The sequence below is a fragment of the Pseudoclavibacter caeni genome (assembly GCF_008831125.1).
Lineage (GTDB): Bacteria > Actinomycetota > Actinomycetes > Actinomycetales > Microbacteriaceae > Pseudoclavibacter_A > Pseudoclavibacter_A caeni.
The window spans coordinates 55522-72293 of record NZ_WBKA01000002.1 but is presented as its reverse complement, the minus strand read 5'-3'; the positions used below and the strand labels follow the sequence as shown (position 1 = coordinate 72293).

The window sequence follows — 16772 nt, the reverse complement described above, 5'->3', positions numbered from 1 at the left end:
TCCGTGTGCTGTGGGGGCCATCCGCCTCTCCGTCGCGACGCCGCGGGTCATCGGTTGCACGCCTGGACGGGATCTCCGGCGCGGTTGTCGGCGCGGATGAGCTTGATGGTCACGCAGGTGCGGCCGGTGGCAGACGCCGGGACTGACACCCGGGGCGTCGCGGTGGCGATGAACTGGCCGCTCGAGCCGCTGTCGTCGATCCGGTAGAGGTAGGTGTCCCCGTCCCTGGGATCGGGATTCGACCAAGTGAAGACGACGTTCGATCCCGAGGCGTTGCTGCGCAGATCGGTCACCTGCGGCACCGTCCTCGTGCTGCTCTGCGCGGAGGCAGCGGGGCGGGCGGCGATGGCGGTCGTCGTGTTCTGCTGCCACAGGCGGATGCCGATCACCGCGGCCACCCCGACGAGCGAGCCCACGACGATGGAGATGATGAAGCGCGAGGTCGAGCGGCGGCGATGGGTACGGGCAGGCGGGGTCGCCGGCACGTCCGCCGGCGGGATGGCGGTCGTGCCGGTGGTGCCCATGGGCGGGGCCCAGACAGGGCCGGCCGTGGGCATGCCGGATGTTGCGGACATGCCCGTCGGCGGCCGCATCGAGCCGGGGCTGGGAACGCCGCTTCCCGTTGCCGTCGGGGTGACGGGCTGTGGGACGGGCTGGGCCGGGGCGGGGCCGCCCCCGGCGGTCAGCGGGTCGAGCGCGATGCTCCGCGAGCGGTCGTCGCCCAGGCCTGTGATGACCCCGGTCCCCGACGGGACGTCGGAGCCGGTCCGACGCAGGCGCGTGCGCTCCGCATCCGACCAGTCCTCCGGCTCGGGGACCGTCACCCCGCCGTCGAGCAGCTCCACCGGCGTGGGGTTCATCCTGAGCCGGATCTGGACCCGCTGGAGCTCGCGCATGAATGCCCGGGCGCTCTGCGGACGATCCGCGGGGTTCTTGGCGAGGGCGCGCTCCAGCGTGGTGACCAGCTCGGGAGAGACGTCGTCACGGCCGAGCGGCGGGACGGGCATGTGCCGGATGCGTTCGGCATGGGCGCTGCGGTTCGTCGGCTGGCCGGGCAGCGCGAACGGGGCATGGCCGGCCAGCATCGCGTAGAGCGTCGCGGCCAGCGAGTAGACGTCCGCGGTCTCCTCGGTACGGGCTCCCGGGTCCAGCGCCTCCGGCGGGGCCCAGGGGACGCTGAACCCCGCGGTCGTGCTCCCCGAGCTGGCGGCGATGCCGAAGTCGGTCAGCTTCGGGCGCCCGTTCTCTGCGAAGAGGATGTTGGCCGGCTTGATGTCGCGGTGCATCACCCCGACATGGTGCGCGTTCGCGATCGCGCCGGCCAGCCGCACGCCGATCTCGAGCGTCTCGACCTCGCGGTAGCGGTGCCCCGCGCGCAGCCGCTCGTCGAGACTGCCGTTCGGGCAGTACTCCATGAGCAGGCAGGAGCGGCCGTCCGAGCTGCGTCGCACCTCGTAGATGCTGACGATCGAGCGCTCCGCCTCGAGCGCGGCCATCGCGTTGACCTCCTGCTCGAGCGCGTGCGGATCGTCGTCACGGGGGTCCAGGACCTTGACCGCGACACGTCGATGGGGCAGCTGCTGTTCGTACAGGAAGACGTCGGCGAAGCCGCCGCCCCCGATCCGGCGGAGCAGGGTCAGGCCGTCGAGCTCGGGCGGCTGGGCCGGTGGACGCCGGGTCATCGCAGGCCCTCGAATCCGAGCACGATCTCGTCGCCGAGGTCGAGGCGGTCACCGGTGACGATGAGCGTCGGCTCGCCGGGATGCAGTCGGATCGGGGAGAATCCCCGGCGCAGAAGGGTGGTGCCGTTGGTGCTGTGCAGGTCGATCGCGACCAGGTTGCGCCCGTCAACGCGCAGGCACAGGTGGTCACGGGAGACGGCCTCGTCCGTGCTCGGCACGGTCACCGTGCGGGTGTCGGAGCCGGCCGGCCGGGGGGTCGGCTGGCGGCCGAGCACCAGCGTCCGGTCCACGAGGGTGCGCGCCCCGTCCGGCAGGACGACCATCGGTGCGCACCGGCGGAGCGCGGCGTCCATCGCGCTGCGGATCGGGGCTGCGGCCGCCTCTCCCGCTCGGGCCGGACCGCGGACGGCCGGGGTCGAGCGGTCGTCGGATGCGGCGGCGGTCGGGCGCGGCGGGAGGTCGTCGTCCTCGGCCAGGGCCCAGGGCGGCAGCGTGGCCTCGGCGGCGCCGGGACGGGAGTCGTCGGCTGCCGCGGGCGCCACGACGCGGGTGGTCCGCGACCCCGGAGAGCGTGCGCCTGTCGGGCGATCGGCGCGGTCCCAGCGGACCCCGTCGGCCAGGGCCACGCCGTCGACGAGGGGCAGCGCGGAGCGGGCCGCGTCCGCCCCGCTCCAGCTCCCCAGGGTCAGGACGTCGTCGGCCGCCAGACGTCGCACCGCCCAGATCCGGCCGGCGGCGCGCACGGTCGTCGACCCGTCAGGGGCCGGGGCGGAGCTGGATGGCGCGTTCGCCGAGGCGTCCGCCTCGGGTGGTGCGCCCACCGGTCCTTGGACGTGCAGGTCCTCCTCGTCGCCGCAGAGGAGCAGCTCCGCCGCGTCAGCCGCTCCTGCGGGCGGTGCCAGCAGCGTCAGCAGCGCAGGCAGGCGGTCGTTGACCGTGCCATTTCGGGGGGTCGACAGCATCGTGTGGAGTCGGCAGGCGGTCTCCGCGGCGCTCTCCGGCGCGAGCAGGGCGACACCGGCGGAGCCCGCGACGAGCAGTCGCGACCCAGGTAGATATCGCATCACGCTGCCGGCTCTCCTCCCGAGGCGTCGTGTGGCGAACCGGATTCGCGACACACATTGATTCGATTATCCCTCATCCCGGACGACCATGGGTCAGGGACACGGAGCGGCGAGGCATTTCGCGCTCGACGCCGGGACGGGGGATGATGGTGAGCGGACCGCCCGGCGCGGTCCGCGGTGCGCGGGAGCTGATGCCGCGCAGGAGGCGAGGAGGTCCATGGTCGACGGGGCGAGGCGGGACGAACCGGTCGCGGGCGGACGCGAGAGGCGGGCGCTACCCTGGTCGGCCCCGACGTTCTGGGCTGGATCCGCCGAGGAGGTCGCGAAGGGGCTGCAGGTCGGCGGGGACGGCTCCGCCGGGCTCACCGCGGCGGAGGCGGACAACCGTCGCGAATGGCTGGCCCAGATCGATGGGCGGCAGCGCCACGAGCATCCCGCCCTGGTGATCCTCGCCCGGCAGTTCACCTCCCCGATCACCGTCCTGCTGCTCATCGCGGCCGTGATCTCCTTCCTCGTCGACGACGCCGTCGACGGGGCGATCGTCATCGCGATCGTCGCGGTCAGCGGCCTGCTCGGCTTCTGGCAGGAGTACCGGGCCGGCAGCGCCGTCCGCGCCCTCATGGACCGCGTCAAGGTGACCGCGACCGTCCTGCGCGACGGCTCCCCGCACGAGATCGCCCTGGGCGAGATCGTCCCCGGCGACGTCGTCGACCTCTCCGCCGGATCGGTGATCCCGGCCGACGGGCGCCTGCTCGCCAGCGACCGGCTGCTCGTCGACGAGTCGGCCCTGACCGGCGAGTCCTTCCCCGTCGAGAAGGACGCCGCCGACCGTGTGGTCTCGGACGCGGCGCTCGACGCCCGCTCCGACTGCGTCTTCCAGGGCAGCCACGTCGTCAGCGGCACCGGGCGTCTCCTCGTCGTCGCCACCGGACGCCGCACCCAGTTCGGCACCGTCTCGAAGGAGCTCACGGGGCGCTCCCAGGCGACCGACTTCGAGCAGGGGCTCAACGGGTTCGGCCGGATGCTGCTGCGGATCATGGTCGTGCTCACGATCTTCATCCTCCTGGTCAACGCGGTGCTCGGCCGCGAGTTCATCGAGTCGCTCATGTTCGCCCTCGCGCTCGCGATCGGCCTGACCCCGCAGATGCTGCCCGCCATCACCTCCGTCAGCCTCGCCGCGGGCGCGCGGCGGATGGCCGACCGCAAGGTGATCGTCAAGCGGCTGGAGGCGATCGAGGACCTCGGCTCGGTGTCGGTGCTCTGCACGGACAAGACGGGCACCATCACCGTCGGGGTCGCTCAGCTCGACCGCGCCGAGCCGATCCGCTCCGCGCGCAGCGCGCAGGCGCTCGGTGGCAGCCCGGCAGGCCAGGAGCTCCTGATCGCCTCCCCCTCCCCCGATGCGGCGGAGCGGGCCCGGGACGCGGCCCGGCGGGCGGCGCTCGACCCCACCGTCCTGCAGCTCGCGCTGGTCAACGCGGGGATGCAACACGGATTCGCCAACCCCCTCGACCAGGCGATCCTCGGCGCCGGGCCCGTGCCGGACGGGCTGCGCGCGATCGGCGAGCTGCCCTACGACTTCACCCGCAAGCGGCTGAGCGTCGCGGTGACCGGGGAGCACGCCCCCGCTGGCGCGCCCGGCGTACTCGTGTGCAAGGGCGCCTTCGACTCCGTGGTCGACTGCTGCACGACCGCCCGCGTGGGCGACCGCAATGTCCCCGTCGTCGAGGTGCGCGACGAACTGCAGCAGCGGTTCGAGGAGCTCAGCGCCGACGGCTACCGGGTGCTCGGCATCGCCACGGGCACGGTTACGGCTGCCGCGGACGGCACGGACGAGCGGCGGCTGACCGCCGACGACGAGCAGGGGCTCACCCTGCGCGGCCTGCTGTGCTTCCACGACCCGATCAAGCCGGATGTGCTCGAGGATATCGCCGGGCTGCGCGAGCTCGGCGTGACAGTGAAGGTGATCACCGGTGACAACCGGTTCGCCGCGGGCAAGGTCGCCCGTGATCTGGGCCTTGACGCCGAGGACGTCGTGACCGGACCACAGCTCGACGCGGTCGACGACGGCGCGCTGCGCCAGCTCGTGCGCCGCGCCTCGGTGTTCGCCGAGGTCGAGCCCGCCCACAAGGCGCGCATCGTCCGCGCCCTGCGCGACCAGAGCGCCGATGGCATCGCACGGTCCGCGTCGGCCCCGCGCGCGCTGCCCGCCGGGCCCTCCGCGACGGCCGTCCCTGCTGCGTCCGCACCGGCACCCGCCGGCACCGAGTCCGGGTCGGCCACCGAGGACGCCGCGGCCGCCGCGCCGCAGGGGATGTCGACGAGGTCGGGCACCGCGGTCGCCCGCGTGCATCCCCGTGGGCACCGGCCCGCGGCCGAGCGCACCGCGGTCGCGTTCCTTGGCGACGGCATCAACGACGCCCCGGCGCTGCACGCGGCCGACGTCGGCATCTCGGTCGACACGGCCCACGAGGTGGCCAAGGACGCCGCCTCCGTCGTGCTGCTGGACAAGAGCCTCGGCGTCATCCTCGACGGCGTGCGGCTTGGCCGTGAGACGTTCGCGAACACGCTCAAATACGTGCGGGTCACCACGAGCGCGAGCTTCGGGAACATGATCTCGATGGCGTTCGCGAGCCTGTTCCTGCCGTTCCTGCCCCTGCTGCCCCGCCAGGTGCTCGTGCTGAACTTCCTGACCGACCTGCCATCGATGGCGATCGCCTCCGACCGGGTCGACTCGGAGCTCGTGCAGCGACCCGGCCGGTGGCGCATCGGGTCGATCCGCACGTTCATGATCGTCTTCGGTGTGCTCTCCGCGGTGTTCGACATCCTCACCTTCGGCGTGCTCATGCTCGGGTTCGGCACCGACGACACGATGTTCCGCAGTGCGTGGTTCATCGAGTCGACCCTCACCGAGCTGGCGGTCATGTTCTCGATGCGCACGGCGCGACCCATCCAGCGCAGCCGCCCGGGCCGGGGCCTGCTCGTGCTGAGCCTCATCGTCGCCGTGATCACGATCGCCCTGCCCTACTCCCCCGTCGGACCGCTGCTCGGCATCGACGACGTGCCCGCCGGCATCTTCGCGGCGCTCATCGGCATCACCGTGGTGTACGTCGCCGCCAACGAGCTGCTCAAACGACGGTTCATCCTCGCGACCCGGTGACGGCGTCCACGCGTCCGGGGACGCGTGTATAGTCGGGCGCATGAACACCGTCCCCACCACGCGCATCGCGGTCCCGCTGCGCGCGTGGTGGTGGCCGTCCTCGCGACGGTCATAGGACGCTTCATCGACCAGGCCGCCGCTCGAGCGGTCTGGTGCGCGAGTCCACCCTCCCCTCGAGTCGGCGGCGAACCGCCGGCCCGAGCCAGCCGCTCGGTCCGGCCGATCGCCCGGACCCCGGGCAGGAGGAACGAGAACCGTGACATCACCCAACATCAGCCAGCCGCGCGCGGCAGGCTCCCCCAACGCGAACGCCCGCAGACCCGAGCCGGCCCCTGACCGCCGGCTGTTCACCCGCCTCGCCGTCGCATCCGGCGCGGGCACCGCCCTCGAGTACTACGACTTCGCCCTCTACGCCACGGCGACGTCGATCGTGTTCAACCAGGTGTTCTTCGTCGTCGACGATCCCTGGTTCGGCGCGTTCCTCGGGTTCGTGACCTTCGCCGTCGGCTTCCTCATGGCCCCGGTCGGCGCCGTCGTGTTCGGGCACCTCGGCGACCGCATCGGGCGCCGGCGCACACTCGTGGCCACCTTCACCCTCATGGGCGTCGCTACCGTCCTCATGGGGCTGCTGCCCGACTACCACACCATCGGCGTCACCGCTCCCGTGCTCCTGCTGATCCTCCGCCTCGCCCACGGCATCGCCCGCGGCGGCGAGGTCGGCGGCGCCGGCCTCCTCTCCATCGAACAGGCCCCCACCGGACGCCGCGGCATCTACGGCAGCTTCGTCACCCTCGGCTCCCCCATCGGCGCAGGTCTGGCGAATCTCATGGTGCTCGCCATCCTCGCCTTCCCCGCGGACGTCGTGGTCGCCGGCCTGTGGCGCGTCCCGTTCCTGCTCGGCGGCCTCGTGCTCATCATCGGCCTGATCACTCGGCTACATGTCGACGAGACCCCCGTCTTCCAGCGCCTGCAGGACACCGAGACCGTCTCGCCCCATCCCCTCGCCGACGCCGTGCGCGCGAACGGCGGCCGCATCCTCACCGCCGCCGGCGTCGTCTTCGGCTTCAACGCCTTCCAGTTCGTGCTGTTCAGCTTCCTGCTCTCCTACGGCTCCGAGGCCGTCGACGACCACGGCCTCGGCCTCTCCCGCAGCATGCTGATCGTCGGCACCCTGCTCGGCTGCCTCGCCCACGCCGCGGCCATCCTCGTCGGCAGCATGATCTCCGACCGCGTCGGCCGCCGCCCCGTCATCGCGACCGGCGCCATCGCGCTCGCGGCGTACGCGATCCCCATGTTCCCGCTGTTCCGGGCGGGCGGCACCGGAACGTCCGCTGACCCCGCCGGAGCGCTCGCGGCGATGGTGATCGGCTTCACGCTCTCGGGGATCATGTTCGGTCCGGTGGTCACCTGGTTCGCGCAGCTGTTCCCGGCGGCACGCCGGTACACGGCGGTGGGTCTCGCCTTCCAGCTCGGCGCGGCGTTCGGCGGCGGGTTCTCGCCGCTCATCGCCAACCGCCTGCTCGCCGCGACGGGCAGCACCCTGTCGATCTCGCTCTACCTGATCGTGGTCATGGTGCTGAGCCTCGTGTGCGTGGCGCTCCTGCCCGAGCGGGCGGCGGAGGTCGACGACCTGCGGTGACCCGCGGCGGACGTGACGCTCGCTGTGGTCGGAACGGCAGGTCACGCCGGGGCGACTCAGCGACGCCATGCCCGTCTCATCGGCCGGACACAGCAGCGCGGCCCATCATGGCCTCATGATCGAGGCACGAGCACGACATGCACTGGTGACGTTCGATGGCGAGGAGGTGGTCATCGACCGACATGGGGAGATCACCCGCATCCCGGTGGCACGGATCACCGCCGTCGAGGTCGAGTCGCCGACGTTCGCGAGCCTCGGCGTGGTGCGCTTCACCCAGCCGGGACGACGGACGCGCGAAGGGGTCGCCATGTTCGACCCGGAGGACGACGCCTGCGTGCTGGTGCGCGGCCGCCGTCAGCTGCGCGGTCTGGGCCCGCTGCTCGCCGCAGTGCGGGACGAGATCGCGGCTGCGGAGGACTGACCGACGGTCTCGCCGATTGCGGTGCCCTGCGCGATGAGAGGCACCCAGCGGTGGGGCAGGTCATCGGTGGCCTTCGCCCTGTCTCTCCCCCCCGGCGCCATTGGCTGACCCCGGCCCAGACGCGTGCTGAAGGACTCTGACGGCATCCTCTCCCACCGGTGCGTTCAGGTTCAGTCGACAAGTCCCCGCCGGCGGACAGGCCGACGCTCCGCCGATCGCCGGCGGGATGTCGCCACCTGCCTGACCCGGTTCCGGTACCGGTGAAACCGGACTGCGCGACCCGCACGGTCGGCAGGCGGACGGGGCCACCGGGGATCAGGTCGCACGGCAGGAGACATGAGCACGTCTCATCGTGGAACGAGAACGGTGGTTCCCTCGACCGGTTGCCGAAGAGGCTCGGCCATTCGAGCATCCTCGTCACGTCCAAGGTGTACACCCACCAGATCGGTGAAGCAGAGCGCGTCGCCGCTGAGGCTGTCTCGGCTCTGATTCCGAGAGTGCCCCAACCCTCATGTGCACCATCTGTGCACCATTCGGGTTTTGAAGCTGATTCAGAGGCAAACGAAGAAGCCCCGGAACCCGCGTCTCCCGCGTGATCCCGGGGCTCTCCCCGTGGTGGGCGATAGCAGACTTGAACTGCTGACCTCTTCCGTGTCAGGGAAGCGCGCTACCAGACTGCGCCAATCGCCCGTGCCGCTCTCGCGGCGTTCGACCGAAGTCGATCCGTCATCCTGCGCGGGTGATCCGCACGTTCAGACCGGAATGGAGGTGGAGACGGGAATCGAACCCGTGTATACGGCTTTGCAGGCCGCTGCCTAGCCACTCGGCCACTCCACCATGCCTGTCAACGCGACCGATGTCGCGAAGCGGCCCCGAATGGAGGCCAGCAGCAGGCTCCTCACAGCTTCCGCATCCCCGTGCCGGCTGGATGCCGGTCGGTTCTGAAGAACCCTCCGAGCGGACGACGAGATTCGAACTCGCGACCCCCACCATGGCAAGGTGGTGCTCTACCAACTGAGCCACGTCCGCATGTCCTTCGGCCTTCCTCCCGCCCTGACGGGCTGGTTCCGGCTGATTGACCGCCGCCGTGTTCCGGCGACTTGAAAAATATAGCGCACTCCACTGCGGATGCCAAATCGGCTGCCGAGGTTCGGTGCGGCCCGCGCGTGTCGTCTGTGCTCGAGCGCCTGACCATGCGCCCGGCACGGCGCACTGGCGCGCCTCGGACAGGTCGAGGGGCTCGGACAGGTCTCGTCCGGGCCCCTCGCGGGTCGGCCGGCGCAGCAGCCGCGCCGTCAGCGGCTCACTTGGAGGCGGCCGTCGTGTCGGTCACGGTGAACACGAACACGAGGGTCTCGTGCTGCAGCGTCGAGCCGTCGCTGTCCCCATAACCCTCCGACGGGGGCACGACCGCGAGCACCGTGGACCCCACATGCTGGCCGACGATCGCCTTCGCGAACCCGGCGATCAGTCCGTCGGCGCTGGCCGTGCTGGAGGCCGCGTCCTCGCCGTAGTCGCTCTCGATCTCCTTGCCGTCGCGCAGTCGGGTCAGCTGGTAATTGAAGGAGACCGTGTCGCCCTCGGCGACCACGGTGCCATTCCCCTCCTTGATCACCTTCACCTGGGTGGTCGACGGGGTGACCCCGGTGGTGATCATCGTGGTCGGCGTTCCGGCGTCGTCGAGCGTCACCGTCGGGAAGTCCGCGTCGGTGAACGTGTCCGTGGTCTCCGGGTCCTCGGCCTGCACGGCGTCGATCACGTCGGCGACCACCACAAGCGGGTCGGAGTCCTCGAGGCTGAAGTACGAGCTCGCGTTGCCCTCGCCGACGAGGTCCGAGGCCTGGCCGACGAGGCTGACACGCGTGCCGATCTGCTGCCCGTGCACGGCGTCCGCGAGCGGGCTGAAGTACTGTGTCCACTCGTCGAGGGAGTATGAGGTGCTGTAGGCGACCAGATCCTGCTGGTTCGTCGGGTCGTAGACCGCGAGCCCCACCTCGGCGTTGCCGTCGTCGGCGATCGTGTCGCCGTCGCCCTGGATGAGCGTCTTCGTCGTCACGCCGGAGGGCGAGAGCGTTCCGTCCACGCTGATGGCCGCGGCGGTGCCGAAGTCGCCGGTGACCGTCACCGCGTCGTTCGGGGTGGACGAGCAGCCGACCAGCCCCCAGGCCAGGGCGGCACCCGCGGAAAGCGCGGTCACCGTCCGCAGCAGGTGTCGCGTCCATCGAGTGGGTCGTGCCGACAGCGGCGCTCCGAACTCCATCCGTGCAGTCACAGTGCTCCTTCCCCGCCATACGGCGAGCTCGTTGCTGAATCGCGTTCCCCGACGCGTCTCGGATGCTCCGGGTCGGTGTCCGCCACGGGCTTTCCGGGGATGGCGTGGCTCCGGCCACTGTACGCCGTCGAGGTTCGGGCGGTGGTCGCCTTGGAGGTCCGGGCCGCACCGGCCATGGGGACGACTCTGCCCGCCCCGGCTGGCCGGAGGCGAGCTGCGACCTGCGAATCTGCTATGGAACTGGTCGTCACGGAGTGGGTTCGGAGATGCTGGCCCGGGCCGCCCGGGCAGGACATCGGTGAGGACGCAGCGACGGCCAGTGGCGGCGGGATGGGCGCATCAGGGAGACAAGAATGGGTGCGGGGCCGCCCAGAACGGCACCCGCACCCGAGGGAGCGCTGATCAGTCCACTGATCAATCGGTCAGCGCATACCCCTCCTCGCCGTGCACACGCAGGTCGATGCCGGCAAGCTCGATGTCCTTCGGGACGCGGAACCCGATCGTCTTCTCGATCACGATGGCGATGATGTAGGCCATGACGAAGGAGTAGACGGCCACGGAGACCGCGGCGAGGAACTGGACGGTCAGCTGGTCGAGGTTGCCCCCGGTGAACAGGCCCGTGTCGGTGGCGAAGAAGCCGAGCCACAGCGTGCCGATGAAGCCGGAGACCAGGTGGACGCCGACGACGTCCAGCGAGTCGTCATAACCCCAGCGGTACTTGAGCCCGACGGCCAGCGAGGAGACGGCACCGGCGACGAGGCCGAGCACGATCGCCCAGAAGGGAGTGAGGTTGGCGCAGGAGGGCGTGATCGCGACCAGGCCGGCGACGACGCCGGAGGAGGCGCCGGTCGCGGTGACGCGGCCCTTGGAGAGCCTGTCGACGATCGACCAGCCGAGCAGGGCCGCCGCCGTGGCGACGAGCGTGTTGAGCGTGATCAGCCCCAGGCCGGAGAGCGCCTCGTCACCGGCGGCGGCGCCGCCGTTGAAACCGAACCAGCCGAAGAACAGGATGGACGCGCCGATGACGACCAGCGGGACGCTCGAGGGCTTGCCCAGCTTCTCGACGTTCGGGAAGCCGATGCGCTTGCCGAGCACGAGGGCCAGGGCGAGCGCCGCGGCACCGGCGTTGATGTGGACGGCGGTGCCGCCGGCGTAGTCGATCACGTCGGTGGAGAGTCCGAGGTTCGTGCCGAGGGCCGCGATCCAGCCGGCGGGGTTGCCGTCGGCGTCCAGGCCCCAGACCCAGCCCTGCACCGGGAAGTACACGAGCGTGGCCCAGATGCCGGCGAACAGCATCCACGAGCCGAATTTCGCACGGTCGGCGACGGCGCCCGAGATCAGGGCCACCGTGATGATCGCGAACGTCGCGCCGAAGGCGACGGCGGCGAGACCGTCATTCGCGTCCTCGGACGCCGCGAGGGTGCCGAGCCCGAAGTCGGAGAAGGGGTTGCCGAGCACCCCGGGGATGAGGTTGCCCTCACCGGCGGCGACGGTGCCCATGTTGTAGCCGTAGAGCACCCAGAGGACACCGATCAGCCCGACCGCGCCGAGGCTGAGCAGCATCATGTTGACCATGCTCTTCACCCGGGCGAGGCCGCCGTAGAAGAAGGCGACGCCAGGCGTCATGAACAGTACGAGGGCTGTGGCGGTGATGTACCACGCCAGCTGACCTGCAGCCATGTTGGATCCTTTCGAGTGAGCGGCCGGAGCCGCTGCGCGCCGCTTCGGGGTGACGCGCACCTGCGTGCAACTGCTCGAAAGGATGGCAGGGTGGTATTTCCGGGAACGCGCAGCGATGTTTCGTCGGTGTTACCGAACACGTGTGCAGATTTCCGGGAGGTTACGTGCCCGGCTGGGGCGGCACCGACCGGCTGCGGCCGCCCGGTTCAGCCGCAGGCGTCCGCGTCGTGCTCGTCGTGCGCGAGGGAGGTCAGCGCGTCGAGGCGGGAGACGCATCGCAGGTACTTCTTGCGGTAGCCGCCGTCGAGCATCTCCTGGCTGAAGATGCCGGTGAGCGGCACGCCGGACGCGGCGATCGGCTTCTGCGCGTCGTACAGCCGGTCGACGAGGGCGACCAGTCGCAGCGCGTCGTCCTGTCGAGCGAGCCGGCCGACATCCGGCCAGACGAACAGGTCGGCCGAGCGGGCGAGCGCGAAGTACTGCACCGGGTGCAGCGTCGAGATGTGGTCGATGACCTCCGCGAACGTGTCGCGCGAGACCTGCAGACCGTCGGACTCATGGGCGGCGACGAGCGCGTCGAGCGCCTCGGGGGTCCACGGCACCGCCTCGCTGTCGATCTCGCGGCGGCGGTAGTCCTCGCCGTCGATGCGCAGCGCCGTGAAGATCGAGGCGAGCGACTGGATCTCGCGCAGGAAGTCATCGGCGCCGAACCGTCCCTCGCCCAGCGCGTTCGGCGGGGTGTTCGAGGTGGCGACGATCGACGTGCCCGTGCTCGCGAGCTCGCCGAGCAGACGGGTCATGATCATCGTGTCGCCCGGGTCGTCGAGCTCGAACTCATCGATGCACAGCAGGGTGTACCCGCGCAGCTTCTCGACGGCATGCTCGAAGCCGAGCGCGCCCACGAGCGAGGTGTACTCGAGGAAGGTCCCGTACGCCTTCGGCTGGGGCGCGACGTTCCACAGCGCCGCGAGCAGATGCGACTTGCCCACCCCGAACCCGCCGTCGAGGTAGATGCCAGTCGCCTGCCCGCTCCCCCGCCGGCGCCGGTGGAACAGCCCCCGGCGCGGCGGCTCCGTCCACCGGCGGGTGAACTCCTGCAGGGCGTCCACGGCCTCCTGCTGCGAGGGGTACTCGGGGCTCGGCTTGTAGCTGTCGAACGAGGCAGTGCGGAACAGCGGCGGCGGCACCAGATTGGCGACCAGCTCGTCAGGATCCAGGTCGGGATGCACGTTGACGAGATGCGTGATCATGCGTTCCTCTCAGCACGGTCCGACGCCGCGCGCCGACGGCGCGCCCCGGGCGGCGGGCACGTTGATCCACTGTAGTGGAGACCATGCTCGTCCCGGTCGCCGTGGCCGGTCGACCGTATACGACCGCGGTCGCCGGGCTTCGTCCCGCCGGGCCTCTCCCCGCCGGGCCGGTCAGCCCAGCCGGTCGCGCACCCAATCGATCACGCTCGACTCCCACCGTCGTCGGTCATGGTTCCACAGCTTCGTGTGTCGGGCGGTGCGGAAGGGCACGAACGTCACCAGATCGGGACGCGCCGCGGCAAGCTCCCGGGACGGCCCGGACGGCACGAACCCGTCGTCGTCGCTGTGCAGCACGAGCAGCGGTCGACGCAGCTCGCCGGCCCGGGCCACCCAGTTCAGCTCGGCCAGATCGATCGGCTCCTCGAGCCCGGTGGCCCCGGCACCCCAGCGACGGCCCAGCAGCGTCTTCGCGAAGTCCCGCACCGGCGCCGGCAGGCTGCGCGCGTCCGCCTGGTAGGCCAGCACGTCGCCCCAGTCGACGACCGGCGAGTCGAGCAGCACGCCGGCGATCGCCCGGGGATGCCGGGTGCGCGACTGCGCCTGCAGCACGATCGCGCCGCCCATCGACCAGCCGAACAGCAGCACGCGACGGGCGCCATGGGCGAGGGCGAACTCGATCGCCGCCTCGACGTCCTCCCACTCGGTGGCGCCGAGCGCATACCGGCTGTCGTCGCTGCTCGGGGCCTCGCCGTCGTTGCGGTACGAGATGATGAGCGAGGTCACCCCGAGCGTGCGCATCGCGAACAGCCCGCGGAGCACCTCGGGGCGCGCGGACGCCCGGCCGTGCGCGTGGATGCACCACACTCCGGACGTGGCCTCGGGGCCCGTCGCCTCGCGAGCGGCGGTCGCCGGCGGCTCCGGCGCCGCGTCGGGGCCGGCGGCGTCCTCGGCGTCGAGCGGCGCCGGAGACGTGGACCCGGCTGGGGCAGCCTCGGCAGGTGCGGCGGCGAACGTGAGCGGCTCCCCAGCGCCGGGACCCTGGTCGGGGCGGACGAGCCAAGCGGGGCAGGGGCCCAGCGGCGCGTCCACCGTGACCTCCTCGAAGGCGAACCCGGCGGATGCCGGATCGAGCCAGACCCAGCCGCCGACGCGGGCGCGGCGGACGGAGCCGTCCAGCGTCCCCTGGTCGACGCGCAGCACGCGGCGGGTGACGCTGTTCCACGTGTGGTCGACGACCTCGCCGATCACAGCGTGGCCGCGACCGTGGTCGAACCAGAGACTGTAGACACCCGGGGTGCCGGCCAGCCGGGAGTCCGGGGTCGCCCGCAGCGTCACCAGCAGGCCGTCGGCGTCCGCCCACACGGCCAGGACGTTCACATCCTCCTCGGCGTGACGCGGCGGGGTGACGACCCGGCGGGCCATCAGCGCGCCGGCCGCAGCGCCGGCGGCGGCGACCGCGGCCGCGGCCCCGGTCACCCCGGCGACGACACCGAGCAGGGACAGCCCTGATGACGGGCGTCGCGGTGCCTCGGAGTGGCTGTCTCTGCGTTCGGGCATGCCGTTCCTCTCTCATGGACGCGCCCGGGCCCCGGCTCGGCCGCGCCGGACGGACCGTGGCGGCCATCCCCGGCGAGTCTGCCCGGTGACCTGCGCTGGTCATTCTAGTCTGCAACAGTGACCGCACAGCGAGACGACGGACGACGGGGAACCCCTCCGGGCCAGGGCTTCGCACGTATCGTGCGCGAGCTCGAGACGACTCCGCATCGACCCGACATCGTCCTCGAGCGCATCGCCCCGCCGACCCGCCTGACCCGCGAGGCCGTGGCCTTCGCCGTCGAGGTCGACCACCACGCCGCGTTCGTGCACTCCCGTGCGGCCGCCCGCTTCGTGCTGTTGCACGACCCTGAGCCGCCGGCGATCTGGGCCTCCACGCTGCGGGTCATCTGCTACGTCAAGGCCCCGCTGGAACCCGATCTTGGCCTCGACCCGTTCGTGGCCGGGGTGGCCTGGTCCTGGCTCGAGGATGCGCTCGTCGACGAGCACGCGGTCCACCGCAGCCTCTCGGGTACCGTCACGAAGACGATCAACACCGGCTTCGGCGTGCTCAGCTCGCAGACGGACGGCACCGAGGTCGAGCTGCGCGCCTCCTGGTCGGCGGAGCCCTCTGCACCCGTCCGCCCGCATCTGCTGGCCTGGATCGACCTGATCGCCCATGCCGCGAGCCTGCCCCCGGTGTCCGACGGGGTCGCCGTGCTGCAGCCGTCGCTCGCGGGCGCGGCCCCGCGGCCGGGGCACGGGGTGGCCGGGCCGGCGGGTCGCCCGGGAGCTCGAGAACGACATCCGGCGAAAGGCGATGCACGACGATGAACGTCGAGATCCACCCCTCCCATCTGGTCGAGCGCCCGGAGGGCGGCGTGCCCCCGGTGATCGACACCCCTGCGGCGCTGGAACGGTCGCTCGGCGTGCTCGACGCCGCCGACGGGCCGATCGCGATCGACACCGAGCGGGCCAGTGGCTTCCGCTACTCCGACCGGGCGTGCCTCGTGCAGCTGCGCCGCGGGGATGACCCGGCCCAGCTGGTCGACCCGCTCGCCTTCGACGCCCAGGCCATGGCCGAGCTGCAGTCGGTGATCGGCGGCAGCGAGTGGGTGCTCCATGCGGCGACCCAGGACCTGCCCTGTCTGCGCGAGCTCGGGTTGCGCCCCCACACGCTGTTCGACACCGAGCTCGGCGCCCGGCTGCTCAATCTCCCCCACGTCGGGCTCGGCGGGCTGTTGGACGACCTGATGGGCGTGCACCTGCGCAAGGAGCACTCGGCCGCGGACTGGTCCCGGCGCCCCCTTCCGGAGGACTGGCTCGCGTACGCGGCGCTGGACGTGGAGTACCTGGTGGAGCTGCGCGACCTCGTGGAGCGGCTGCTCGACGAGCAGGGCAAGCTCGACCTCGCCCGCGAGGAGTTCGCCGCCGAGGTGGACTTCCGCCCCAGGGTGAAGGATGGCGAGCCCTGGCGCCGGACGAGCGGTCTCTCCCACGTGCGCCGGCCAGGCCAGCTGCGCGTCGTGCGCGAGCTGTGGCGGGAGCGGGATCGCATCGCCCATGACCGCGATCTCTCCCCCCACCGACTGCTGCCCGACCGGGCGCTCATCGCCGCGGCGACCCACCCGAGCCGCAACGCCCGCGAGCTGCTCGACGTCCAGGGCTTCGACGGCCGAGCCGCGGCGAGCGAGCTGCGTCACTGGTGGGCTGCCGTCCAGCGTGGGCGGGCGAGCGCCGAGCCGATCGAGCTGCACCCGCGTCACACCGGCATCCCCCCGCACCGCTCGTGGAACCGGGTCAACCCCGACGCGGACCGCCGGCTGCACGCGGCGCGCGAGGCGCTCGGCGAGATCGCGGCCGCGCATGATCTGCCGCTGGAGAACCTGCTGCCGCCGCGGATGCTGCGCCAGGTGGCCTGGGAGGCCGATGACCACCCGAGCGAGGGACACATCCGGGCCCGGCTCATGGAGCTCGGCGCACGGCGCTGGCAGGTGGACCTGACCGCCGCCGCGGTGCACGACGCGTTCGAGCACGCCGTCGAGGACTGAGCCGCGGGCGGCGCGACGGA

General features: G+C 71.7%; 11 protein-coding genes and 3 tRNA genes. 5 read left to right on the top strand and 9 right to left on the bottom strand.

Features of this window, described 5'->3' with window-relative positions; translation table 11 throughout:
* Positions 1–47: 47 nt before the first annotated feature.
* Together F8O02_RS02895 and F8O02_RS02890 are read right to left on the bottom strand one after the other, a co-directional pair.
* Positions 48–1682, bottom strand: a complete 1635-nt coding sequence (locus F8O02_RS02895) for a serine/threonine-protein kinase (RefSeq protein ID WP_158035750.1) — start codon at positions 1680–1682, stop codon at positions 48–50.
* Positions 1679–2746 (bottom strand): FHA domain-containing protein, encoded by a 1068-nt coding sequence (locus F8O02_RS02890; RefSeq protein ID WP_158035749.1) that lies wholly within the window; start codon positions 2744–2746, stop codon positions 1679–1681. The genes F8O02_RS02895 and F8O02_RS02890 overlap by 4 nt, the downstream gene beginning before the upstream one ends.
* A 217-nt stretch (positions 2747–2963) precedes the next feature.
* On the opposite strand from F8O02_RS02890, the gene F8O02_RS02885 reads away from it, so the two are divergent.
* From F8O02_RS02885 to F8O02_RS02875, 3 genes are all read left to right on the top strand, one after another.
* A complete protein-coding gene (locus F8O02_RS02885) occupies positions 2964–5906 on the top strand; it encodes a cation-translocating P-type ATPase (RefSeq protein ID WP_179416310.1) in 2943 nt (980 codons plus the stop codon).
* A gap of 256 nt (positions 5907–6162) precedes the next feature.
* Complete coding sequence (locus tag F8O02_RS02880; RefSeq protein WP_218859581.1) at positions 6163–7545, top strand: MFS transporter; 1383 nt, start codon at positions 6163–6165, stop codon at positions 7543–7545.
* A gap of 115 nt (positions 7546–7660) precedes the next feature.
* Complete coding sequence (locus F8O02_RS02875) at positions 7661–7966, top strand: hypothetical protein (protein WP_158035747.1); 306 nt, start codon at positions 7661–7663, stop codon at positions 7964–7966.
* 613 nt (positions 7967–8579) lie between these two features.
* Here the strand turns inward: F8O02_RS02875 and F8O02_RS02865 are convergent.
* The 7 genes from F8O02_RS02865 to F8O02_RS02835 form a co-directional block, all read right to left on the bottom strand.
* Positions 8580–8656 (bottom strand) — tRNA-Val (locus F8O02_RS02865).
* 73 nt (positions 8657–8729) lie between these two features.
* Positions 8730–8803, bottom strand: a tRNA-Cys gene (locus F8O02_RS02860).
* Positions 8804–8922: 119 nt separating this feature from the next.
* Positions 8923–8995: transfer RNA gene (locus F8O02_RS02855), tRNA-Gly, on the bottom strand.
* A 274-nt stretch (positions 8996–9269) separates the two neighbouring features.
* Positions 9270–10238 carry an FKBP-type peptidyl-prolyl cis-trans isomerase gene (locus F8O02_RS02850; protein ID WP_158035745.1) on the bottom strand — a complete coding sequence of 323 codons (969 nt, stop codon included), beginning with the start codon at positions 10236–10238 and terminating at the stop codon, positions 9270–9272.
* A gap of 414 nt (positions 10239–10652) precedes the next feature.
* Positions 10653–11918, bottom strand: a complete 1266-nt coding sequence (locus F8O02_RS02845) for an ammonium transporter (protein WP_158035744.1) — start codon at positions 11916–11918, stop codon at positions 10653–10655.
* 206 nt (positions 11919–12124) lie between these two features.
* Positions 12125–13168, bottom strand: coding sequence for a cell division protein ZapE (gene zapE, locus F8O02_RS02840; RefSeq protein ID WP_158035743.1), 1044 nt, complete (start codon positions 13166–13168; stop codon positions 12125–12127).
* Between the two features lie 171 nt (positions 13169–13339).
* Positions 13340–14725, bottom strand: a complete 1386-nt coding sequence (locus tag F8O02_RS02835; RefSeq protein ID WP_158035742.1) for an alpha/beta hydrolase family protein — start codon at positions 14723–14725, stop codon at positions 13340–13342.
* 117 nt (positions 14726–14842) lie between these two features.
* Here F8O02_RS02835 and F8O02_RS02830 point away from each other — a divergent pair, with 117 nt between their 5' ends.
* Entirely contained in the window at positions 14843–15535 is a 693-nt protein-coding gene (locus tag F8O02_RS02830; RefSeq protein ID WP_158035741.1) for a DUF3000 family protein, read from the top strand.
* On the top strand, positions 15532–16752 hold the full coding sequence (locus tag F8O02_RS02825; RefSeq protein WP_158035740.1) for an HRDC domain-containing protein: 1221 nt from the start codon (positions 15532–15534) through the stop codon (positions 16750–16752). Before F8O02_RS02830 ends, F8O02_RS02825 begins: the two co-directional genes overlap by 4 nt.
* Positions 16753–16772 lie beyond the last annotated feature (20 nt).

What these genes read in the sequence shown, in the direction of transcription:
- F8O02_RS02895 (WP_158035750.1), bottom strand. Translation starts at nt 1,682, where the DNA reads ATGACCCGGCGTCCACCGGCCCAGCCGCCCGAGCTCGACGGCCTGACC.
- F8O02_RS02890 (WP_158035749.1), bottom strand. Translation starts at nt 2,746, where the DNA reads ATGCGATATCTACCTGGGTCGCGACTGCTCGTCGCGGGCTCCGCCGGT.
- F8O02_RS02885 (WP_179416310.1), top strand. Translation starts at nt 2,964, where the DNA reads ATGGTCGACGGGGCGAGGCGGGACGAACCGGTCGCGGGCGGACGCGAG.
- F8O02_RS02875 (WP_158035747.1), top strand. Translation starts at nt 7,661, where the DNA reads ATGATCGAGGCACGAGCACGACATGCACTGGTGACGTTCGATGGCGAG.
- F8O02_RS02845 (WP_158035744.1), bottom strand. Translation starts at nt 11,918, where the DNA reads ATGGCTGCAGGTCAGCTGGCGTGGTACATCACCGCCACAGCCCTCGTA.
- zapE (WP_158035743.1), bottom strand. Translation starts at nt 13,168, where the DNA reads ATGATCACGCATCTCGTCAACGTGCATCCCGACCTGGATCCTGACGAG.
- F8O02_RS02835 (WP_158035742.1), bottom strand. Translation starts at nt 14,725, where the DNA reads ATGCCCGAACGCAGAGACAGCCACTCCGAGGCACCGCGACGCCCGTCA.
- F8O02_RS02825 (WP_158035740.1), top strand. Translation starts at nt 15,532, where the DNA reads ATGAACGTCGAGATCCACCCCTCCCATCTGGTCGAGCGCCCGGAGGGC.